16 protein-coding genes are annotated in these 19,853 nt (G+C 61.7%); 5 read left to right on the forward strand and 11 right to left on the reverse strand.

Translation table 11 applies throughout. The features are described from left to right. Positions 1-148: 148 nt before the first annotated feature. The 4 genes from VGE08_RS17735 to VGE08_RS17750 are packed head-to-tail and all read right to left on the reverse strand — an operon-like array spanning position 149 to position 5,028. Positions 149-1,405 (reverse strand): 2-oxo acid dehydrogenase subunit E2, encoded by a 1,257-nt coding sequence (locus VGE08_RS17735; protein WP_331069246.1) that lies wholly within the window; start codon positions 1,403-1,405, stop codon positions 149-151. A gap of 8 nt (positions 1,406-1,413) precedes the next feature. Beyond that, positions 1,414-4,077, reverse strand: coding sequence for an alpha-ketoglutarate dehydrogenase (gene mdeB, locus VGE08_RS17740; protein WP_331069247.1), 2,664 nt, complete (start codon positions 4,075-4,077; stop codon positions 1,414-1,416). Positions 4,078-4,099: 22 nt separating this feature from the next. Beyond that, the gene (locus VGE08_RS17745) at positions 4,100-4,426 is read right to left on the reverse strand and encodes a hypothetical protein (RefSeq protein ID WP_331069248.1); all 327 of its coding nucleotides are present in this window, start codon (positions 4,424-4,426) and stop codon (positions 4,100-4,102) included. After that, positions 4,423-5,028, reverse strand: a complete 606-nt coding sequence (locus VGE08_RS17750) for a VOC family protein (protein WP_331069249.1) — start codon at positions 5,026-5,028, stop codon at positions 4,423-4,425. Before VGE08_RS17750 ends, VGE08_RS17745 begins: the two co-directional genes overlap by 4 nt. A 217-nt stretch (positions 5,029-5,245) precedes the next feature. Here VGE08_RS17750 and VGE08_RS17755 point away from each other — a divergent pair, with 217 nt between their 5' ends. Beyond that, complete coding sequence (locus VGE08_RS17755) at positions 5,246-6,001, forward strand: nuclear transport factor 2 family protein (protein ID WP_331069250.1); 756 nt, start codon at positions 5,246-5,248, stop codon at positions 5,999-6,001. A gap of 24 nt (positions 6,002-6,025) precedes the next feature. Here VGE08_RS17755 and VGE08_RS17760 read toward each other — a convergent pair whose 3' ends face one another. The 4 genes from VGE08_RS17760 to VGE08_RS17775 form a co-directional block, all read right to left on the reverse strand. After that, entirely contained in the window at positions 6,026-6,769 is a 744-nt protein-coding gene (locus tag VGE08_RS17760; RefSeq protein WP_331069251.1) for a GntR family transcriptional regulator, read from the reverse strand. 147 nt (positions 6,770-6,916) lie between these two features. Next, the gene (locus VGE08_RS17765) at positions 6,917-7,828 is read right to left on the reverse strand and encodes an MBL fold metallo-hydrolase (protein ID WP_331069252.1); all 912 of its coding nucleotides are present in this window, start codon (positions 7,826-7,828) and stop codon (positions 6,917-6,919) included. A gap of 62 nt (positions 7,829-7,890) precedes the next feature. After that, positions 7,891-10,179 carry a TonB-dependent receptor gene (locus VGE08_RS17770; RefSeq protein WP_331069253.1) on the reverse strand — a complete coding sequence of 763 codons (2,289 nt, stop codon included), beginning with the start codon at positions 10,177-10,179 and terminating at the stop codon, positions 7,891-7,893. Positions 10,180-10,197: 18 nt separating this feature from the next. Beyond that, positions 10,198-12,540 carry a TonB-dependent receptor gene (locus tag VGE08_RS17775; RefSeq protein ID WP_331069254.1) on the reverse strand — a complete coding sequence of 781 codons (2,343 nt, stop codon included), beginning with the start codon at positions 12,538-12,540 and terminating at the stop codon, positions 10,198-10,200. Positions 12,541-12,795: 255 nt separating this feature from the next. On the opposite strand from VGE08_RS17775, the gene VGE08_RS17780 reads away from it, so the two are divergent. The 3 genes from VGE08_RS17780 to VGE08_RS17790 are packed head-to-tail and all read left to right on the forward strand — an operon-like array spanning position 12,796 to position 15,554. After that, positions 12,796-14,157: an MFS transporter gene (locus VGE08_RS17780; RefSeq protein WP_331069255.1), complete on the forward strand. Its 1,362-nt coding sequence runs from the start codon at positions 12,796-12,798 to the stop codon at positions 14,155-14,157. A 21-nt stretch (positions 14,158-14,178) separates the two neighbouring features. Then, complete coding sequence (locus VGE08_RS17785; RefSeq protein WP_331069256.1) at positions 14,179-14,994, forward strand: SDR family NAD(P)-dependent oxidoreductase; 816 nt, start codon at positions 14,179-14,181, stop codon at positions 14,992-14,994. Between the two features lie 2 nt (positions 14,995-14,996). Further along, a complete protein-coding gene (locus VGE08_RS17790) occupies positions 14,997-15,554 on the forward strand; it encodes an NADPH-dependent FMN reductase (RefSeq protein ID WP_331069257.1) in 558 nt (185 codons plus the stop codon). Positions 15,555-15,624: 70 nt separating this feature from the next. Here VGE08_RS17790 and VGE08_RS17795 read toward each other — a convergent pair whose 3' ends face one another. Continuing rightward, positions 15,625-16,155, reverse strand: a complete 531-nt coding sequence (locus VGE08_RS17795) for a nuclear transport factor 2 family protein (protein ID WP_331069258.1) — start codon at positions 16,153-16,155, stop codon at positions 15,625-15,627. Positions 16,156-16,192: 37 nt separating this feature from the next. Next, positions 16,193-17,932, reverse strand: coding sequence for an FAD-dependent monooxygenase (locus tag VGE08_RS17800; protein WP_331069259.1), 1,740 nt, complete (start codon positions 17,930-17,932; stop codon positions 16,193-16,195). Between the two features lie 163 nt (positions 17,933-18,095). Here VGE08_RS17800 and VGE08_RS17805 point away from each other — a divergent pair, with 163 nt between their 5' ends. Further along, positions 18,096-19,331, forward strand: a complete 1,236-nt coding sequence (locus VGE08_RS17805; protein ID WP_331069260.1) for an alpha-hydroxy acid oxidase — start codon at positions 18,096-18,098, stop codon at positions 19,329-19,331. A gap of 32 nt (positions 19,332-19,363) precedes the next feature. Here VGE08_RS17805 and VGE08_RS17810 read toward each other — a convergent pair whose 3' ends face one another. Continuing rightward, on the reverse strand, positions 19,364-19,711 hold the full coding sequence (locus tag VGE08_RS17810) for an MmcQ/YjbR family DNA-binding protein (protein ID WP_331069261.1): 348 nt from the start codon (positions 19,709-19,711) through the stop codon (positions 19,364-19,366). Positions 19,712-19,853: the final 142 nt, after the last annotated feature.

Raw genomic sequence — 19,853 nt, forward strand, 5'->3', positions numbered from 1 at the left:
CCGAAATAGGAGCCCGCACCACTGGATCAGGTCCCAGGCAAGTCGAACGATAATGGAGCACGCACTCAGCACGCCGTGATCATGCCATAGTTACAGAAGCTGACCAGCCCCGAGGCCACGATCCAATTTTTGCGGACCACAGTTATTCCTATAGGAGCAGCCTGCGAATGTCCCCCAACGCGGATTCCAGCGCGGCGTTGAATCGGGCGGCGGCGGCACCGTCGACCACCCGATGGTCCCAAGACAGCGACAGCGGCAACATCAGCCGTGGCTGCGCCTGCCCGTTGCGCCAAGCGACACGAGACTGCAAGCGACCGAGCCCCAGGATGGCCACTTCCGGCGCGTTGATGATGGGAGTGAAATAGCTGCCCGCGATTCCACCGAGGCTGGAAACGGAGAACGTGCCTCCCTGCATTTGCTGCACGGTCAACTTCCCCTCTCGCGCCTTGCCGGCCAGGAGCGCCAGCTCCTGGGCGAGCTGAGCGATGCCCTTGCTGTCGGCGTCGCGAATCACTGGAACGACCAATCCGTTCGCCGTTTCCGCCGCGAACCCGATGTGATAGTACTGCTTGAGGATCAGCGAGTCGCCGTCCAACGAGGCATTGAACTCGGGAAATTGCTTGAGCGCCGTGACGCAGGCCTTGATGACGAACGGCAGGATCGTGAATTTCACGCCTCGACTCTGGTACTCGCGATTGGCTTCCACGCGAAACGCTTCGAGCTCGGTCACATCGACGTCGTGGTGATTGGTGACATGCGGAATCGCGATCCAGTTGCGATGCAGATTGGCGCCGGAGAGCTTGCGAATTCGCGACAGCGGTTGCGAAGTGACCGGACCGTACGCCGCATGATCCACGACGGGCCATGAAGGTAGCGCAAAGGCGAAACCGCTCTGCTGAGCGGACAGCGGCGCACTCTCGGCTCGTTGCGACAGTGCCGCCTTGACGTGAGCATGAACATCGGCCGACAGAATTCTTCCCCGAGTGCCACTGCCCTTCACTTCGGCGAGATCTACACCTAACGTGCGTGCAAGATGGCGCACCGCTGGACCGGCATAGACTCGCGCGTCCAATATCGAGACGACGGAGGAGTCGGCCTCCGTGCGCGTCCTCTGCGTGCTCACCGAGGAAGATTCCGTAGGGTCGCGCAACGGCCGATCGATTGCTGGCGGCGCCGAGCCGCCCAGCGTCAACAACACCGAGCCCTTACTGATGCGATCCCCGACCTTGACGTCGATGGCTTGCACGACTCCAGATGCCGGACTGGGCACTTCCATCACTGCCTTGTCGGATTCCAAGGCCACAACGGGCTGATCCTTCGCGATCGCATCGCCCACCTTGACGAGCACATCGATCACGGGCACGTCCTTGAAGTCCCCGATATCCGGAACGGTGACGACTCGCATGTCAACGCTCACCGCGTCCATGGCGCCTGCGTATCCGCGCTCAACCCGTACTTACGCAGCGCCTCCACAACAATGGATCGATCGATCTGCTGTTCATCAGCGAGCGCCTTGAGGGCAGCGATGACGATCGATCGAGCATCCACTTCAAAGAAAGCGCGAAGCGCCGCCCGCGTATCACTGCGTCCGAAGCCATCTGTTCCCAACGTAACGTATCGTCGCGGCACGAATGCCCGGATCAGCTCCGGCAAGGCGCGCACATAGTCGCTGGCCGCGATCACCGGACCGGCGCAGGCGCCGAGCGCTCGGCTCACATATGACTGGACCTGTGCACCGCTCGGATCGAGTCGATTGCGTCGTTCGCAATCGATTCCGTCGCGGTGAAGCTCTGCGTAGCTCGTCACACTCCAAACAGCAGCCTCGATGTTCCAGTCATCTTTGAGCAGCTCTCTCGCCGCCAGCACCTCCGTCATGATCGCCCCGGAACCGAGCAACTGAACCGCAGCGCGCTCGCTCGCCGCACTCAGCGGATAACAGCCCTTGAGAATCCCCTCCTTGACTGACGCATCGCCGAGCATCGAGGGCTGCGCATAATTGGCATTCCCGATCGTCAGGTAATAAAAGACATCGTGCTGCTCCTCCAGCATCTCCCGCATGCCGTGTTCGAGAATCACTGCGATCTCGTAAGCGAACGCGGGGTCATACGCTCGGCAGTTCGGTATCGTGGCGAATGCGATGTGACTCGTACCGTCCTGGTGCTGCAGCCCCTCGCCACCCAGCGTCGTGCGTCCGGACGTGGCGCCGAGCAGAAATCCTCGTGCCCGCTGATCGGCGGCGGCCCAGATGAGATCGCCGACTCGCTGATAGCCGAACATCGAGTAATAGATGTAGAACGGCAGCATGGGATGGTCGTGCACGCTGTAGGAGGTTGCGGCGGCCACCCAAGACGATATCGCCGCCGCTTCGGAGATGCCCTCCTCCAGGATCTGGCCGGTCCGATCCTCCCGGTAGTAGAGCATGGAGCCCAGATCCTCGGGCTCATACTTCTGCCCGACTGGAGAATAGATGCCAACCTGGCGAAACAAGTTGGCCATGCCGAACGTGCGCGCCTCGTCCGCGACGATGGGAACGACACGCCTGCCCACGACCGAGTCCTTCAACAGATTGCCAAGCATCCGCACCGCCGCCATGGTCGTCGACATCGGCTTGCCCTCGGCTTCGAGAGCAAACTTGCCAAAGCTATCCGCGGATGGAGCAGTGAGTGCCGCAGTCGATCTCGATCTTCGCCGCGGCAAATAACCGCCGAGCTCCGCGCGGCGGGCATGAAGGTACTTCAGCTCAGCACTGTCCTGCGATGGCTTGTAGAACTGAAGCGTTTCAACCTGCTGGTCCGTCAATGGCAGCCGAAAGCGGTCGCGGAATTCCTTGAGACTGTCCAGCTCCAGCTTCTTCTGTTGATGCGTCGTCATCCTTCCCTGGCCGGCCGCGCCCATGCCATAGCCCTTCATGGTCTTGGCGAGCACGACGCTGGGCTGTCCCCGGTGAGCAGTCGCGGCCGCATAGGCAGCGTAAAGCTTGTGCGGATCGTGACCTCCGCGCTTGAGACGATCGATCTCCATGTCGCTCATGTTCGCGACCAGCGCGGCCAGCTGCGGCGTCTGCGCGAAGAAGTGTTCTCGATTGTACTTGCCGTCATTGGCGGAGAAGGTCTGGAACTGGCCGTCGACGGTGTTCGCGAACGCTCGCAACAGCTCGCCCTGAGTATCGCGCGCGAATAGCACGTCCCAATCCGAGCCCCAGAGCACTTTGATGACGTTCCAGCCCGCACCCGCGAACAATGCTTCCAGCTCATCGATGATTCGCGCGTTACCGCGCACGGGGCCATCCAGGCGCTGCAAGTTGCAATTGATCACGAACGTCAGATTGTCGAGCCCTTCGCGAGCCGCCAGCGACAGCGCTCCGATCGATTCGGGCTCGTCCATCTCGCCGTCGCCGAAGAACCCCCACACACGACGGCCTTCGGTGCGGCACAGCCCGCGGTCCTGCAGATAGCGCATGAAGCGCGCCTGGAAGATCGAGTTGATCGGGCCCAGGCCCATCGAGCCGGTCGGGAACTGCCAGAAGTCCGGCATCAGCCAGGGATGCGGATAGGAACACAGTCCGTTTCCGCCGATCTCCTGGCGGTAGTGCTGCAAGTGACTCTCGTCCAGAAAGCCTTCGAGATAGGCGCGCGCATAGACACCGGGCGAGGAATGCGGCTGGAAGTACACGAGATCCGGGCCGTCCGGATGCTCCGGCCCCTTGAAGAAATGGTTGAAACCGACTTCGAACAGATCGGCGGCGGATGCGTAGCTCGCGATATGACCGCCGAGCTCCGCGGACATCTGGTTCGCGCGCACCACCATGGCAAGGGCGTTCCAGCGTATCGCTGCCCGCAATCGCTCTTCGAGATCCAAATCTCCGGGATACGCCGGCTGCTCGCCGACACCAATCGTATTGCGATACGGAGTAATCCGCGCTCGCTGCGCTTGCAATCCTCGCGCCCATGCATGGTGAGCGAGGTGATCGAGAAGATACTGCGCTCTCGACGGGCCATCGTACCTGACGACGGAATCGAAGGCCTCCAGCCACTCCCGGGTTTCTTCGGGGTCGCCGTCCACTGAAACAGCATTCATGGTTGTTACGTTTGGTTTCGAGTCAGACCGTCCGATAGTCGATATGGCTGACCGTTCCGTCGAACAGCGTCATGGCCGCCTGCACGCGTGGGCGCAGTGCCGCCCGTTCCTTGGACTGCAACATGCGCTGCATGTCGTCGTGGGAGTCGTATGCAACGATCACCTGACAATGGATATGTGGCGGGTCGTTCTCGCGACCGACTGGCCACAGCGCCTTGACCGAACTCACACCGGGGAATCGGCGCATCGCCGGCACGAGCTCGTCGTTGATCGCAGCCGCGAACGTCTCCTCCTGCCCTGCCCGCGGCGCGCCGATCCAGAACGCGGATCGAATCAGCATGCCCGTCATGAGGAAACAACCGATGCGCGGTAAGTCGTCATTCGCGGCGCTATCTTCTGCCGCCACTGGGTATAAGGCTCGTAGCCGGGCTGCGCTTTCGAGAGCTTCTCCGTGAGCGAGTAGATCTCCTCATCGCTCTTGTCCAACTCCAGCGGGATCAGGAAAGGCTGTGGGAAGTACCATTCGGTGTCGACGAAGAACTCGAGATTGTTGCCCTCGGGATCGTGCGTGTAGATGCTCCACGCGATGCCATGATTCGCGGGAAAGAAATTGGTGGTCCCGTATTCGCGCACCCGCGCGCCGATGTCACGCAGATCGGCGAGCGATCCCATCTGAAACGAAATCTGATTGATGCTCGGACCAAACTGGGGATTCGCGGTGTTCGCGGGCAATTGCTCCGGCCGCCCGCTCGCCAGCACGATTTGATGATGGTCCGCCGGATCCCGTGACAGGAACACAAGATCCATGCCTCCGGCGTGGCCGCGGTCGGTGACCGTGAAGCCGAGGATCCGGGTGTAGAAATCCTCCATCTTCTCCACGTCCCTGACGCTCAGGCCCATGTGGCTGAACCTCAGATTCGGCGCTTTGGCTTGCTCGTTTCCCAGGCCCATCGCGGTGTCTCCCGTGTTCGATCGTTGCTGCTGCTTCGGTAGCCGGCGCGCCCCACGCAATACCGCATCGCGTACTGCATCGGCCGCGCCGATAATGTATTATGAATTCATAGTACTCTCGTTTCGGCGACGGACGCAAGCGCGGTCGGTTGCCGGGCGCGTGGCGTCCTTACGTACAATGAATTCACACAAACCCGGAGAAACAACGGTGTGCAACATGACCGACACAGACAGCTCGGCGCCGGGCCCCGGAACGGGACGATGGCTGGCCAGCCATTTCGCCACTCATTTCGCGATTCTGGCGCTGCTATGGCCGGCACTTGCACCGGCCGAGGAACGACCAGCGGCAAAACCCTCGGCTCATGAGACTGCCGCCGCGTTTCTGAAACAACAGGACGACGTCTCCGCCGTGACTCAAGTGGTCCTGCGTGAGCGACAAGCCCGGGACAATGGCTGGTGGGATCGGATGCTGGCGACCTACTGGCCGGATTCGCGGGTCGACGTGAGTTGGTATCACGGCGACGGTCCGGGATTCGTTCACGCCTCCCGCAAGTTGTCAGCCGGCGGCGTAGTCGGCAAGCACCGAATGTTCGCACCCATCGTCGACATCCGCGGCAACAAGGCTCATGTCGAAATCGGTTCGCGCAACTGGTCGCAGCTGAAGGTCGATGGCAAGACCGTGAACCTCAACGCGAACATGCGGATCAACTATCGGCTGGAGAAGCGCGATGGCGAGTGGAAGATTCTTTCGCTGCAGCCGATCTACGAGCATTCGGAACTGACGCCCGACGTGCCTGGCGAAACGCTGGTGATACCAGCCGCCGAATTGGCGAAGTACCGCCCCTCCTACGCCGCGCTGTCATGGGCGCTGACCCGCAAGGGGCTCACCATGTCGCAGACCGAGATCGGTATCGATCGCCCGGACGACGTCAACGCCCTGTACGCGAGCATCGAGAAATGGCTGAGCGAATGAGCGCTGCCGTGTATCCAGGCGGAGCTAGCGCTGCGCTCCCGTCGTCTCGCCAACGCGGCTGAGATGCAGAAGCACCGCGCGATCGACCGCTTCCGGGTCGCGCGCGGTCAGCGCATCGACGATCTTGCCGTGCTGTTCGATGAAGCTGGCCCGCAAGCTGTCGGGAATTTGATCGATCGTCACATAGCGATGCCGCATCAGATGCGCATTGGCGCGCGCATGCATTTCGATGAGCACCTCGTTGTGTGACGCCTTCACGATCGCGGTGTGAAACGCCTGATTGGCCCGGAAGTACCGCTTGTGGCTGCCCGCCTCGGCCGCGTCGATCATCTGCTTGTGATATGTCGCGATTTCCTTGATCTCGCGATCGCTTGCCTTGCGACAGGCGATGCGTGCCGCCGCCGCCTCCACATGGGCCACCGCTTCGACGGTGGCACCGAGTTGCTCCACGTTCGGCTCGGTGACCATCGCGCCACGCTGAGGCGTAAGAATCACCAGGCCCTCGGCGGCAAGCACTTTCAACGCCTCACGCAACGGGGTGCGGGAGATGCCGAGCATCGCGCACAGCTCCATTTCCGGCATTCGCGATCCGGGGAGAATCTCTCCCTCGATGATCATGTTGCGCATGGCCTCGGCGGCCCGCTCATGCAGCAGCTGTGCTTGCTGCTTCACCACTCGCCCGGAGGATCTCAGTTGCAGACGGACCTTGGAGGCACGCTTGGGCTTGCCAGTCTCGGCGACTTTGGCGGCGGCGTCGAACTTGCTCATGATCCTCTCGGCAGGGGGAACGGGGATGACCGGCGCCGATTATCCCTCATCCCGGGGTAAATCCCATAGGTTTTGCATAAAGCATGCAAAGTGGAGTGAAAGTCCACCCTGCCGGCGAGCCTTTCGCCTTCCTATTCGCGGGCCTTCCTATTCGCGAAGCAGCTCCTGGTACACGGTTTCCACGAACGTGGAGAAGAACAGCGGTGCCGCCGGCGGCGGATCGTTCAGAGCGGCCTTGATCTGGGGCAGCCCACTGCCGCCGTCGAAGAGACGCTTCACCTCGGCCCGGCGCTTCTCGGTCGCCGCGACCGCCTCCTTCAGTTGCTCACGCGTGATCGGCGCGGTGCCATGGCCGCCGATGAATACATCCGCCTCCAATTCGAGCACCGCCTTCATTACCGCGATCCAGCCGGCGGACGATCCGAACTTGTCGAGATGGATGACGGGATAGAGCCCGGCGGTGGGCAGGTTCGGATCGCCGATCGTGAGCAAGTCCCCGACGAACGCAACTCGCTGCTTGGGGAAATGAATCACCAGATCGCCATTGGTATGTCCCGCGCGAAGATGCGTCATCGCGACCTCGACTCCGTCGATGACTGTCGTTTCGGCATGACGCAAGGTGTGCGTCGGCAGATACGCATCGAAGTTCGCGGGTAGCGGCGGTTGTCGGGGATCGGGTTTCGCGATCATTGCCTCCATCTGCGATCGGACATTCTCTTGCGCAATGATCCGCAGCCCGCGCGGCCACGCAGGCAGCCCGTACACATGATCCACGTCGCTATGAGTGAGGATCAGTGTGGTCACGGGTTTTGTGGTGAGCTTCGCGATCGCGGCCTGCTTACGTTGCGCATCCTCCGCGAACATCTGCGCGTCGATCACGATGACGCCACTCGGACCGATGACGAAGCCGGTATTCGAGATACCGCCCGTCACGACATAGGCACCGCCGCCCAGCGCCGTCGCTTCGATCTGCGCTCGGTGCAGCCCGTCCGATCCGTCGGCGAATGCGGGCACAAGGAAAGTGGCAACGCAAAGCGTCGCCAGAAGACATCGATACATATGTGCACCTCGAGGCGGTCGGCCGGTCGACCATCATGGTCGACCGGCGCGCCGTTCCAACTTCAATATCTGTATCCCAGTTTGATGCCGTAGGTGCGCGGTGCGCCTGGCACATGCAAGTCAGCGCTCGTCTCGGATCCGGCGACCAGGTAGTACTCGTCGGTCCAGTTGCGCACGAACAGCTGAACCTGGAAGTTGCGCTCCGGCGAGGTCCACGTCAGGTCCGAGTTGATCAAGTGGTAGGCATCCTGCGCCAGCCGTCCCGCCGGATCCCACGTCATCTCGCCCTTGTAGGCGTCACTCACACCGAACGCGAACGAGCCGATATCGGACTCGATGGTGTAAGTGGCGCCGAGCGTATAGGACCAGCGTGGCGCGTACGGCATACGGTGATCGCTATTGTCACAAGGCAGTACGGTTCTGTTGCCACCGCCGCCGACGCCCGGGCCAGGAGGCACCGAGCATTGCGAAAGCAAGCGACCGAAACGAGCGTCGAGATACTCCGCGCTACCCGTCAGCATGAGCTGAGCGGTCGGCGCGAACTCGAAATCGAGATCGACACCGCGGATCCGCGCGGACGCGGCGTTGTACACGATGACGGAGCCGACGGGAGCTGGCGGCGCCGACGTTCGGAGTTGAATGTCCTTGTAGTCCATATAGAACAGCGCGCCGTTGAGACGCAGCATCCGATCGAACAGCGTCGATTTCACGCCAAGCTCGTAGGCATCGAGAATCTCCGGCTCGATCGGCGGATTGCTGAAGGACGTTACGTTGTAGGTACCCGAGCGGAAGCCGCGATTGAAAGAAACATAGGCGTGAACGTCATCGGCCAGGTCCTGCGCGAGCACCACCTTGAAGCTTGGCTCCTCATAAGTCCTGGACGTCGGGATGGCGGGACGCGCGCCGGCGGGTAGACCGGGCCGGATCGGCTGCGGTAGCGCCGGCGGACCTTCGGTGATGCTGTTTGGCAGCCCCTGCAGGTAGGAGTTGAGCCCCGACAGACTCTTGCGATCGCTGGTATAGCGAGCGCCCAGCGTCAGCCGTGTGGTCGGCGTGAACTCGTACGTGCCTTCGCCGTAGACGGCATAGGAGCGCGTGACCGGATAAGCCGTATTTCGAGTGGGTGCCCCATTGCCGGGAAGGCTCATGCAAGTGTCGGCCGTGGCTCCGAGACAGGGCGAGAGCGTGTCGAACCGAGTCATCGTCTTGTCGTGAAGATAATAAAGGCCGGTGATCCAGCTGAAAGGCGACTCCGAGGTCTCTTTCGAGCTGAGCTGCAACTCCTGGCTGAACGTCCGGCTGCGTCCGAAGATGTTCGACCATACCGTGCCCTGCCCACCGAGCTCGCCCGGAATCCCGAAGCGGTTCAGCAGCGACAATGCCTCGGCTTCGATGTAACCGGTGAGGCTCATCAGATCGGCAAAGCCGACATCCTGCTCGATTTTGAGCGCCACATTGCGGAACTCGGAAGTGACGAATGGCGTGCGCCGATCCCCGGCGATGTATCGTCCCAGGAAGGTGTTCCCATCCATGCCGATCGACCCGGGATAGACCGAATTGACGTTGCCCTGATCGGTTTCCACGTCCGCGTACATCCCTTGCAGCTGGACAACGGTTGACTCCGTGGGCGTCCAGCGGATCTTGCCCTGAACGGCGGTCTCGTCGTTGGTGAACAGATCGCTGCCATCGACGGTGTTGCGGCCCCATCCCTCGTTCTGCTCGGTGCGCGTGAAGGCGACGCTCGCGGCGAGGTTCTCGCCCATCGGCACCGATGCATAGATGTTCGATGATACGGTCTCGTAATTGGCCAGGCTGAGCGAGGCGTCGATCTCCGGCGCCTGCAGCGAGGGATCGCGAGTGATGATATTGATCAAGCCACCCGTGGAGTTGCGCCCGTACAGCGTTCCCTGCGGCCCCTTCAGGATTTCAAGGCGCTCGATATTGTTGAACGAGAACGGACTCGAGCCCGGATTGGGAATGTAGAGACCGTCCAGATAAATGGCGACCGGCGCTTCGGCGTTGAAACCCGCGGTGTTCGTGCCGACGCCTCTCATATATAGATTCGACGCCGCGCCGGAGCGCTGAATGAACAAGCCCGGAACGATCCGTGGCAGCTCGCCGACGGTCGCGACACCCTGCTTCGACAGCTCTTCGGCATCCAGGGTGGCGATCGTCGTCGGCACCAGTTGTCGGTTCTCCGGCCGTCGGTTCGCCGTGACGACGACCTCTTCCAGGCCCGACCCTGCTTCGTCTCTAGTTGCGGTGTTCGCTCGCGTGTCCTCCGCGAGGGCGGCGCCAGTAGTTGCGGTAACGGCAACGCTCAATCCAAGCAATGCAATTCGGGAAATCATTATCGGCCCCCTCCTACCTCAGTATTTGAATGTCACGCGCACGCCGAACCGCGCCGGATCGCCCGCGAAGCCGCGGAACATTGTCGCACCGGTGGCCGGATCGTTGACGCCGAACAAGCCGCCCAGCACCTGCGCGATCGTGTTGACGAAGTAACGCTTGTCGAACACGTTCGTGCCGAACAGATCCAGCTGCCAGCGGCCATCGAGTGTCGCGAAGCCAAGACTCAGATCCGTGGTCGCATAACCGGGCAACTTCGACAGCGAGTTGTTGGTGTTCGAAGTGAGAAAACTCGACGTGAAGTTCTCCGTCGCCCGCAGCGTGGCGGTCACACCACTGGCGAACGGTTCGCTCGTCCACGCCAGGGAAACGTTCCCCTGCCACTTTGAAGCGTAGGGCCGCCAGGCGCCGGAGAGATCCTGCACGATCGGACAGCCGGGCGCGCCGGTGCAACCTTCCAGCCCGGGCGCGTTGCGATTGCTGGCATAGATCGAATCGAGATAAGTCGCGGCGAAGCTCAGGCGCAGACCGGCGGGACCGAGGATTTCGCCGTCGACATCGACACCTTCGGAACGCACGTCGCCGGAGTTGCGAATGATGAACGAAGTCCCATTGAAAGAGCGATCCTGGAAGTTGTCGAGCGTGGTGTGAAACAAGGTCAGATTCAACCGCACGCGGTTGTGCAGGAAGACCGATTTCAAGCCGAGCTGATAATCGTCGACGGTTTCCGAATCGAACGTGCGCAGCGCGGGCGTCAGAGGCGGATTGGTGACGCCGGAGTTGAATCCGCCGGATTTGTAGCCGGTCGAGAAAGTCGCGAAGGCTTTGGTGCGATCCGCAAGCTCCCATGACAGCGATGCGCGGAACGAAGGCCGATCATCCTTGAAGCGTAGAGCCGGATGACTTTCCGGCGCTGCCAGCGGCGCGATGGCCGCGGGATTCGGTGTGGTGGTGAGTAGAGATGCGGTCTTCTCGTCCCAGGTATAACGCGTGCCAAGCGTCAGATCGAGCGTCGGAAGGATCGCGTAATCCACCTGTGCATACAGCGCGACGCTGTCGGCGGACTGCGCGAAACTGGAGACACCGGCATTCGCTTGAGTTCCCGCCTGGCAGGCATCGAGGACCGGCGCTCGCAGAATCCGGCACCAATCGGCGCCGACATTGAACGAGACGCCGTAGTCATAGTCTTCACGCGCCAGATAGGCGCCCGCCGTGAACCCCAACTTGCCATCGAGGAATGCGTCTTTCGCCGAAACCAGTTGCAACTCGTGACTATGCGCGGCACTGGCGTTCGCTTGGTAAACATTGAGCAGGCTGAGCGAGGTGCCGACCGAATCCAACGTCCGCTGCTCGTTGTCCCAATCGCGATAGCTGTTGATCAGTCGCACCGTCAGGGTCGGCGCGATGTCCCAGCTCAAATCGCTCGCCACGCCGTACTGCTGATCGTCGTAGAACGGATCGCCGAACGCCTGGTTCACATGGAAGGACGGCCGAGACGTGAGGACCGGCGGCGTTCCGCCTTGTCCTGTAACGAAAGCGTTCATCGCGGCAATCTGCGTGGCTGTCACATTCGGCGCTCCCGTGAACGCATAGACGCCGTCACCATCGGTCTGTGCCGCGTCCGCACGGATGATCCAAACGACATCCGGCGAGATGTTCCATTTGGCGGAGATCCGCCCCACCGAGCCATCGCTTTCGCCGTAAGTCCGGCCGTCGAAGCGGTTCCGGTAGAGCCCGTCGGTGTGCGAAGCGTTATATGCGAAGCGCACCGCGAATTGCTCGCTGACCGGAACATTGGCGATCAACGTGCCCGAGTAAGTACCGTAACTTCCGGCCTCTGCTTTGACTTCCGCCGACAGATCGCTGGTGTCGGGCGCGTTGGTCGTGACGGAAATCGCACCCATCGATGCGTTCCTTCCGAATAGCGTGCCCTGTGGCCCGCTCAGAACTTCCACTCGCTGCACGTCCAGGAACGATGTGAGCAGCGCGCCCGGACGCGGGATGTAGACGCCATCGATATAAGAAGCGACATCGGAATCGGTCGCCGAACCTGCCGGCGAGCCGAAGCCTCGCACGCGAACACTCACTCCCGCCGCCAAAGCGGACTGATCGATCTTCAGCGAGGGCGCGAGCTTGCCAAGTTGCGCGACATTGCCAACGCCGGCCGCTTCCAGTTGCTCGCCAGACACAGCCACCACGGAAAGCGGCACGTCCTGAATGCTCTCGACGCGCTTTTGCGCGGTGACAACAACTTCTTCGAGCTGACCCGCCGGTGGCGAGGACTGCGCGTTGACCGGCTGCGCGACACCCAACAACAACGCGAGCGCAGTCACATGCGTACTGAATTCTCGTTCGAAATGCATGCTTCCCCCCTGATTTCCGCCGGTTGCATGACGCCCCGGTCACTTGCCGCGAACCGTTCGGCGCCGGGCTGGCTCTTCGGCCAGTGCCACGACGTCCGCCGGGTTGCCAGCATACTGCATCAAACACTAAGATTGCACAATACCTACATTATACATTTTGTGGAGACCGCTAGTGCCCGCGCCTGCATTCTCGCGCACGGTGTCGTGAAAGAATGCAAAGCGACGTTCGCGACCGCGCGAGAGGTGGACAAAACAATGAATCAACTGAAGACGCTGGCGGGGGAAGCAAGCGAGCCGCAATCGCTGCAAGGGAGCGCCACCACGATCCGAGCCTGGGCGATCGTGGTGCTGTTGGCGATCATCTTCGCGGTCGCCATGATCGATCGCGTGATCCTCTCGATGATGATCACGCCGATCAAGGCCGATCTGCAGCTCAGCGACACCGCATTCGGACTCGCGCAAGGCGCGGCCGTCGCCCTCTTCTACATTCTCTTCGCCTTTCCTTTCGGTTGGGCGTCCGATCGATACGATCGCCGCGCGGTCATGTTCTTCGGCATGACGGTGTGGAGCCTCGCATCAGCCGCCTGCGCATTCGTCCGCAACTTTGCGGAGCTATTCGCCGCTCGCTGTTTGATTGGCGCGGGTGAAGCGGTACTCGGCCCCGCTGGCTATCCCATGATCGCAAGCCTGGTGTCGCGCCAGCGCCTGGCACTCGCGATGATGATCTTCTATCTCGGGGGCACCTGCGGAAATGCTTTAGGTCAGTTCGTCGGCGGATCACTGCTCACAGCTCTATCTCGCAACGACACGGTCGACGTGTGGCTGATCGGCGAGTTGTCGCCCTGGCGCACCGTGTTCTTGCTGACCGGTCTACCGGGCGTCGCGCTCGCCGCGCTGATTTTCCTGGCCCCGCGCGAGCGCCGCCCCGCCTTGGTGTCCGCTCCAACCGCAAAGGTGGATGTTCGAAGTTTTCGTGCTTTCTTCAGCAGGCACAAACGTTTCTATCTCACTCACAACATCGGCATCGGTTTGCAGCAAGCCGCGTTGGTCGGCGCGATCCTGTGGAATGCGGCTTTCATGGCGCGGACCTATCACTGGTCCGCCAGCCAGATCGGGCTGACCTTCGGGACTATCCTGCTCACCACATCGGCGCTCGCAGTCGTGGGACATAGCTGGATCACCACGCGCCTGTTCATCGCCGGCCGAAAAGACATTCACCTTCGCTGGCAACTGGCAATGAGCTGCCTCTGCTTGCCCGCGCTGGCTCTGGCGTATCTGTGGCCCTCGCCGCTCGCGGCCTGCTTCGGCTTCGGCCTGGCCAATCTGTTTGCCGGCGGAGCAATCGTCGTCGGCCCGACGGTGCTGCAAATCGCGACTCCGCATGCCTTTCGTGGCCGGGCCAGCGCGATCTACGTCGTGATAGCGACGTTGCTCGGCACTGCTGTCGGCCCCACCGCGATCGGGTTTGTGACCGACCACGTTTTGCGTGACGAGCAGCGAGTCGGTGTCGCGATGGCGGCCTCCTGCATCGTGTTCTGCCTCGGGGCCGCCATCGCCTTCGCGCTCGGATTGGCGGCGACGCGACGAATCGTCGCCGAAAGCACAGCTGCGGATTAGCACACAGCACGAGGAAACGAGATGGAATTGAACATTCGCGGTCGATCCGCACTGGTGACCGGAGCCAGCCAGGGCATCGGCAAGGAAATAGCAAGTGGCCTGGCTCGCGAAGGCGTCAATGTCGCCTTGCTCGCGCGCAACCGTGAGAAACTCGAAGCAACCGCTCGAGCCCTTCAGGCCGAGCACGATGTATCGTTCGAGTGCCTGGCTGCGGACGTAACCGACGCCGAGAGCATTCAGCGTGCCTTGGCCACGTTGGCCAACAAGCAGGCCTTTGGCACTCTGAACATCCTCGTCCACAACGCCGGCGTCCCCGCGACCCGACCGGATAGCCAGCTGTTCTGGCAAGACAGCGAATGGCGGGAAGTCATCGAGGTCAAGACGTTGGGCGCTCTGCGCCTCGCGCGGGCCGCGTTGCCCATGATGGCGAAGGACGGATCGGGGCGGATCATCAACATCACCGGAGCGACGGGAGTCGCGGTGCTCAAACCCGGCTTGCTCCATGGCGCGGCGAACGCCGCATTGATGCAAGCAACGGGCTATCTCGCAAGCGAGCTCGCCTCGCAGCGCATCACTGTCAACGCGATCGTACCCGGCCTGGTTGCAACCGAGAATCGTCGCAAATGGTTGCAAGGAATCGCGGCCAACGGCGGCAGAGCGCCGGAGGAAACATTGGCCGCTCTGTGCAAGGACCTCGGCATCGCACTGGGGCGCTGGGCGCAGATGAGCGAAGTCGCCGATCTGGTGGCTTTCCTGGCCTCCGATCGCGCCAGCTACATCACTGGCGCAAAGATTCCGGTCGATGGCGGCCTCACTCTCAACATGCGGGGAAGATAACGATGACTAGCATTCGCGTAGCCATGCTGGTGGCAAGCGCACGAACCGGTTCGATCAACAGGCGGCTGGCGAAGGCGATCGAGTGTCTGTCGCCGGCGGGCATGCGCTACTTCGAAGTGCCGATGTACGAGATGCCCTTCTATCACGGCGATCTGGAGGCCGATCGCCCGAGATCCGTGCGCGACTTCACGGACGCGATCGCTGCGGCGGACGCGGTATCGATCGTGACTCCGGAATTCAACCGCTCCATTCCCGCCGTTCTGAAAAACGCCATCGATTGGGGTTCGAAGCCGCTCGGCGCCAATGTATGGAAGGACAAGGTGATTGCGATGACAGGAGCCAGCCCCGGCGCCATCGGCACCGCGGTGGGCCAGCAACACCTGCGCCAGATCCTGTCGATCCTCGGTGGCCTGGTGTTGCCCGGCGAGGTCTACATCTCGTTCAAGAGTCCGGACATGATCGATGACGGCGGCCGAGTTGCGGATAAGAACGTCGAAGATTTTCTGCGAGCCTACGCTGAGCGATTCCACGCATTCGTCATGCGCATGCGGGCTCAATAACTTCGCCTGCATCCACCCGGCGCCCTGCTATTGGCGCCGGGTGGACGTGTCTTGGATCTCGATCTGTGGGCTATTTCAGAAGCTTGAAGAACCGATACCCTGGATCCGCCTCGCCAACACCGCCGCAGGGAATCTCGCCGACGAGCTCGTTGCTTCTACGAGGCGGCGCGGGCACCTTCACGGACCAATCTTCAAGACCCACGCGATGCGATATCTTCCAGACCCCATTGCGCCGTTCATACTTGTCGAGATAGCGGCCGCCAATGACAAAGGTCTTCATGCCATCCGCTTCTTCTATGTCGCAGTGAGCGATTGCGTAGTTCTCCGCCTCGGCGTAGTCGCCCTCCACGGCGACCAGTTGAGTGGTGATATGGTGTTGGACGCCCGTGAGCTCCGTTCTCTGAATCTTGAAGCGCTCCAGAAACTCCGCGACGGTCTTGGACTTGTTGAACCCATACTCGGCGATGGCGTCGGGATGGAACAGCTCGCGCAGCCCCTCGATGTTGCCGCGGTCCACATAGTGCGAACACAGATGAGCGATCCGACGGATCTCGCGCTCTGCGATCATTGTATCGATCAACTCATCACGACTGGCTGGCATGCTCTGTCTCCAAATTGCTCGCGAATGCGCGATACCGTTATCCAACTGATTCTTGAACTGGGGCGCCGGCGGCAATGCCGGCCGCGGTGGCAAGCTGTTCCATGGCATCGTCGGTCATTGCGCGCGCACGCCAAAGAACGTGTCCATCAGGCCGCACGGCCACGGCGCCCGTAGGCGCAATGCCCAGCAGGTCCTGTGCGTTACGACCTAGATTTCGTCCCTGCTCGCCGAATTGAACGACACCGATCTCGACGCCAGCCCGCTGCGTTGCTCGCGCTGCGATTGCGACCCAGCGGGGATCTTTTGTGAACAAAGTGACGCCCGACGGCCGCACGCAGCCGAGCGTCGAATTCGCGAACGTGTTGTCTGGCGAGCTGAATGGCAGCCGCGCTCCCGGATGCGCGTCGGGACGATACTCACAAGGCGTATTCGACGGTTTCGGCGATCCATCCGGAACGAGAGCGCCTTCCGCGTAGGAGAAGCCGAGATCGATGCCTGCGCCCTGCGCAAAGTGCTCGGCCTGTTCGTCGATCGCATCTTGAACGGCTGCCCGCCGTCGGCGAGCGTCCGGCGAATCGCCGTCGATGTTCAACTTCTCTGGGGCCCAGCTGGCGACAGGCCCCACGGCCGCATCCGCGGCGATTGGCGCGAGGGTCTGAATTCCCAACGCCTCGTCGATCATCCCCATCTTCATCAGGTTGTGTACGCTCTGGTCGGTGTTGCGCTGAGCGATGGGTCTGCGCTCTTGTTCGTACGTGTCGATGAGCGCTTCACGTGCGCGCCCGTCGATCACCGCGCACAATTTCCAGACGAGATTGTGCGAGTCCTGGATTCCCGTGTTCATGCCCAGGCCGCCTGTCGGCGGGAATCGGTGGCATGCGTCGCCCGCGAGAATGACTCGCCCTCGCCTGTAACTGGTCGCCACTTGAGCGCTCATGTTCCAGCTCGAGACGGCATTCAGCGAAACCGGGACACCGAGATCGCCGATCGCCTTCTGCACGATGCGGGTGGCGGCAACCGCATCGAATGCTTCAATGGGCAAGTCACCGATCGGCACCAGCATGGCCCACATCCGCCCGATCTCGTCGAAGCTGATGAATACACCACGCGCCTCGGGTCCACCGATCCAGTACAGCAAGCCCCGTCTGTTCTCGCGAAACCGATCGAGGTCGGCTTCGAAGTAGATCGTCATGAAGCGGGCAATGGTTCGCGGTCCCTGCATCTCGATGCCGACCGCGCGGCGCACGAGGCTGCCAGCGCCGTCACAACCCAATAGCCAGTCACAGTGGAAGTTGTGACGAGTTCCGTCGGCGGCCGTCGCGGACACCTCGACGCCGCTGCCCGTGTCGCGCACATCCACGACCTCCTCGCCGAATCGCACGACACCGCCGAGCTCGATGAAGCGATCCAACAGAATGCCTTCGAGCCTGGTCTGTGGAATGTTCACCGAGTTGAAGGCGCTCAATGGCCCGCGCTCATCGCGCGCCGAGCCTTGAATCGGCAGGACGCCATACTGACGCCCCGCCAGGCTTTCCACCCACACCACGAGACTACTCATCGCCTTCGTGTCGCCCACGTTCCAGACGCGATCGGCCACGCCCATCTCGGCGAAGACCTCCATGGTGCGAGTGTTCGCCACATGAGCCGCGGGGTAACCGGTGATGCCAGGGCGACGCTCCAGCACCACCGGCTCGTATCCACGCTGACGTAACAGGATCGCTGCCGACAGGCCCGTGGGCCCTGCTCCCACAATGATGATCTTCTGTTTCTGGCTCATGTTAAGGCTCGCTGGACCATGCCGACCGGCCGCATCCCCCTATCGATAAATTGTATTATGCATTCATTAATCATCCGCTGTAAACTGGCGCCGAAGTTGGTGGGCGCCCGCTCGCGGGTGGTCGTGGGCGACGTCGAGACGGGCTTTTCGAGGGGATAACGCGGTGGCATCCAAGGTCAGCAAGGCGATCACCATTGGCGATCTGCGGGAATTGGCGCGGCGGCGAACACCGGAATTCGTCTTCGTCCCTGTCGAAACCGGCGGTGACGATGGCAACGGACCGGCGCGCAACGCCGACGGGTTCCACAAATATCACTTGAGCGCGCATGCACTCGTCGATTGTTCGACCGTGAAGCTGGACGCGACGGTGTTCGGTCGAACCTATTCGCGGCCCTTTGGCATTTCCGCCGTCGGCTTCGCAGGGATCATGCGGCGCCATGCGGAACAGATGCTTGCCGAAGCGGCGGTTGAAGCAAACATTCCATTCATGCTGTCCAGCTCGAGTTGCGCTTCGATCGAGGAGATCGCACGCATCGCGCCGAAACATGTCTGGCAACAGCTCTACGCGGCGCGCGACTCACGAATTACCGACGACATGCTGCGACGTGCGAGGGATGCGGGCGTTGAAGTCCTCGCATTCACCGTCGATGCTCCCGCACCGATGTATAACCACTGGCTTGTGCGAGCGGGCCTGAAGTTGCCGGCTTACGTGCCGCCGGCGAAGTGGCCGTATGTCATCTGGCAGGCGCTGCGCCATCCGCGCTGGACTTGGGAACACGCGTCGCGAGGTGGCCTGCCTCGCGCGGACAGCTGGGCTCCGTACGCACCGGCTGGCGCGTCGGCGAACGATGTTGCCCGGCTGTCTTGGTCACAAACTCCGACATTCCATGAATGGCCTGAAGTCGAACGTTTGCGCAGACTCTGGCCCGGCAAGTTGCTGATCAAGGGTATCGTCCGACCAGACGACGCCGCACGGGCGCTCGATCTCGGCGCAGATGCCGTCATCGTGTCGAACCACGGCGGCAACAAGCTGGACTGCATGCCCGCCGCAATCGACATCCTGCCCGGGATCGCCGCACACGTCGGGCATCGCGCGCCACTGCTGTTCGATGGCGGCATTCGTCGCGGCTCGAACATCCTCGTTGCGCATGGTCTAGGCGCGAACTTCAGCATGGTCGCGCGGGCAACGCTTTACGGAGTGATGGCCGGTGGCACCGAGGGTGCCCTGCGCGCAATAGAGATTCTAAGCTCGGAGATAAAGCGCGATCTGGCCATGATCGGCTGCCCCGATATCGCCAGGATGGACGCGACCTACATCCACGGCAGCGCCCGACACATCGACTTACCCCGACGACGCGAACCGGCGGTGGAAAAGATCGACAAGATTGCCGTCAGTTGATACCCGCAATCGGCGCGGATGGACCTTCAGTATCACTCGCCTTGCGCATCCAGCGCCCTCAGCATCCTGCCGAGCGCGAAGTGTCGATAGCTGAAGAGCGCAAGCGAACGGATCTCGCGCCAGTTCGCCTCTTTCGTGACATCGAGCGCAATCCAGCCGTTGTGCCCGAGGTACGCGGGAATGCTGAAGTTCGGGTCACGAATCAACAGCGCTTGTTGATCGACGCCGACCCAGAACGCGAGTTTCAACTTGCGTTCCGCTCGGTAGCAGTACGCTTGCGCGAAGACCTTCTTGCCCACGCGCCACACGGGATTGCCGAACTGCTTGTCCTCGCTGGTTTCCGGGAGCGATAAACAAATCGCACGCATCTCTTTCAGCACGTGTCCTCCGCAATATCTCGTCTGACAGTGCCTGGGTGGTGGATTTTTGTTCACGCGCGAGCCAACGAATACTCATGGTGCAAGCCACCGAGTATTGCCTTCGCATGAACGGAACGAAAGTCGTCGAGCCGATGCCGAAAAG

Origin of the sequence: Steroidobacter sp. (assembly GCF_036406195.1) — a bacterium.
Taxonomy (GTDB): domain Bacteria; phylum Pseudomonadota; class Gammaproteobacteria; order Steroidobacterales; family Steroidobacteraceae; genus Steroidobacter.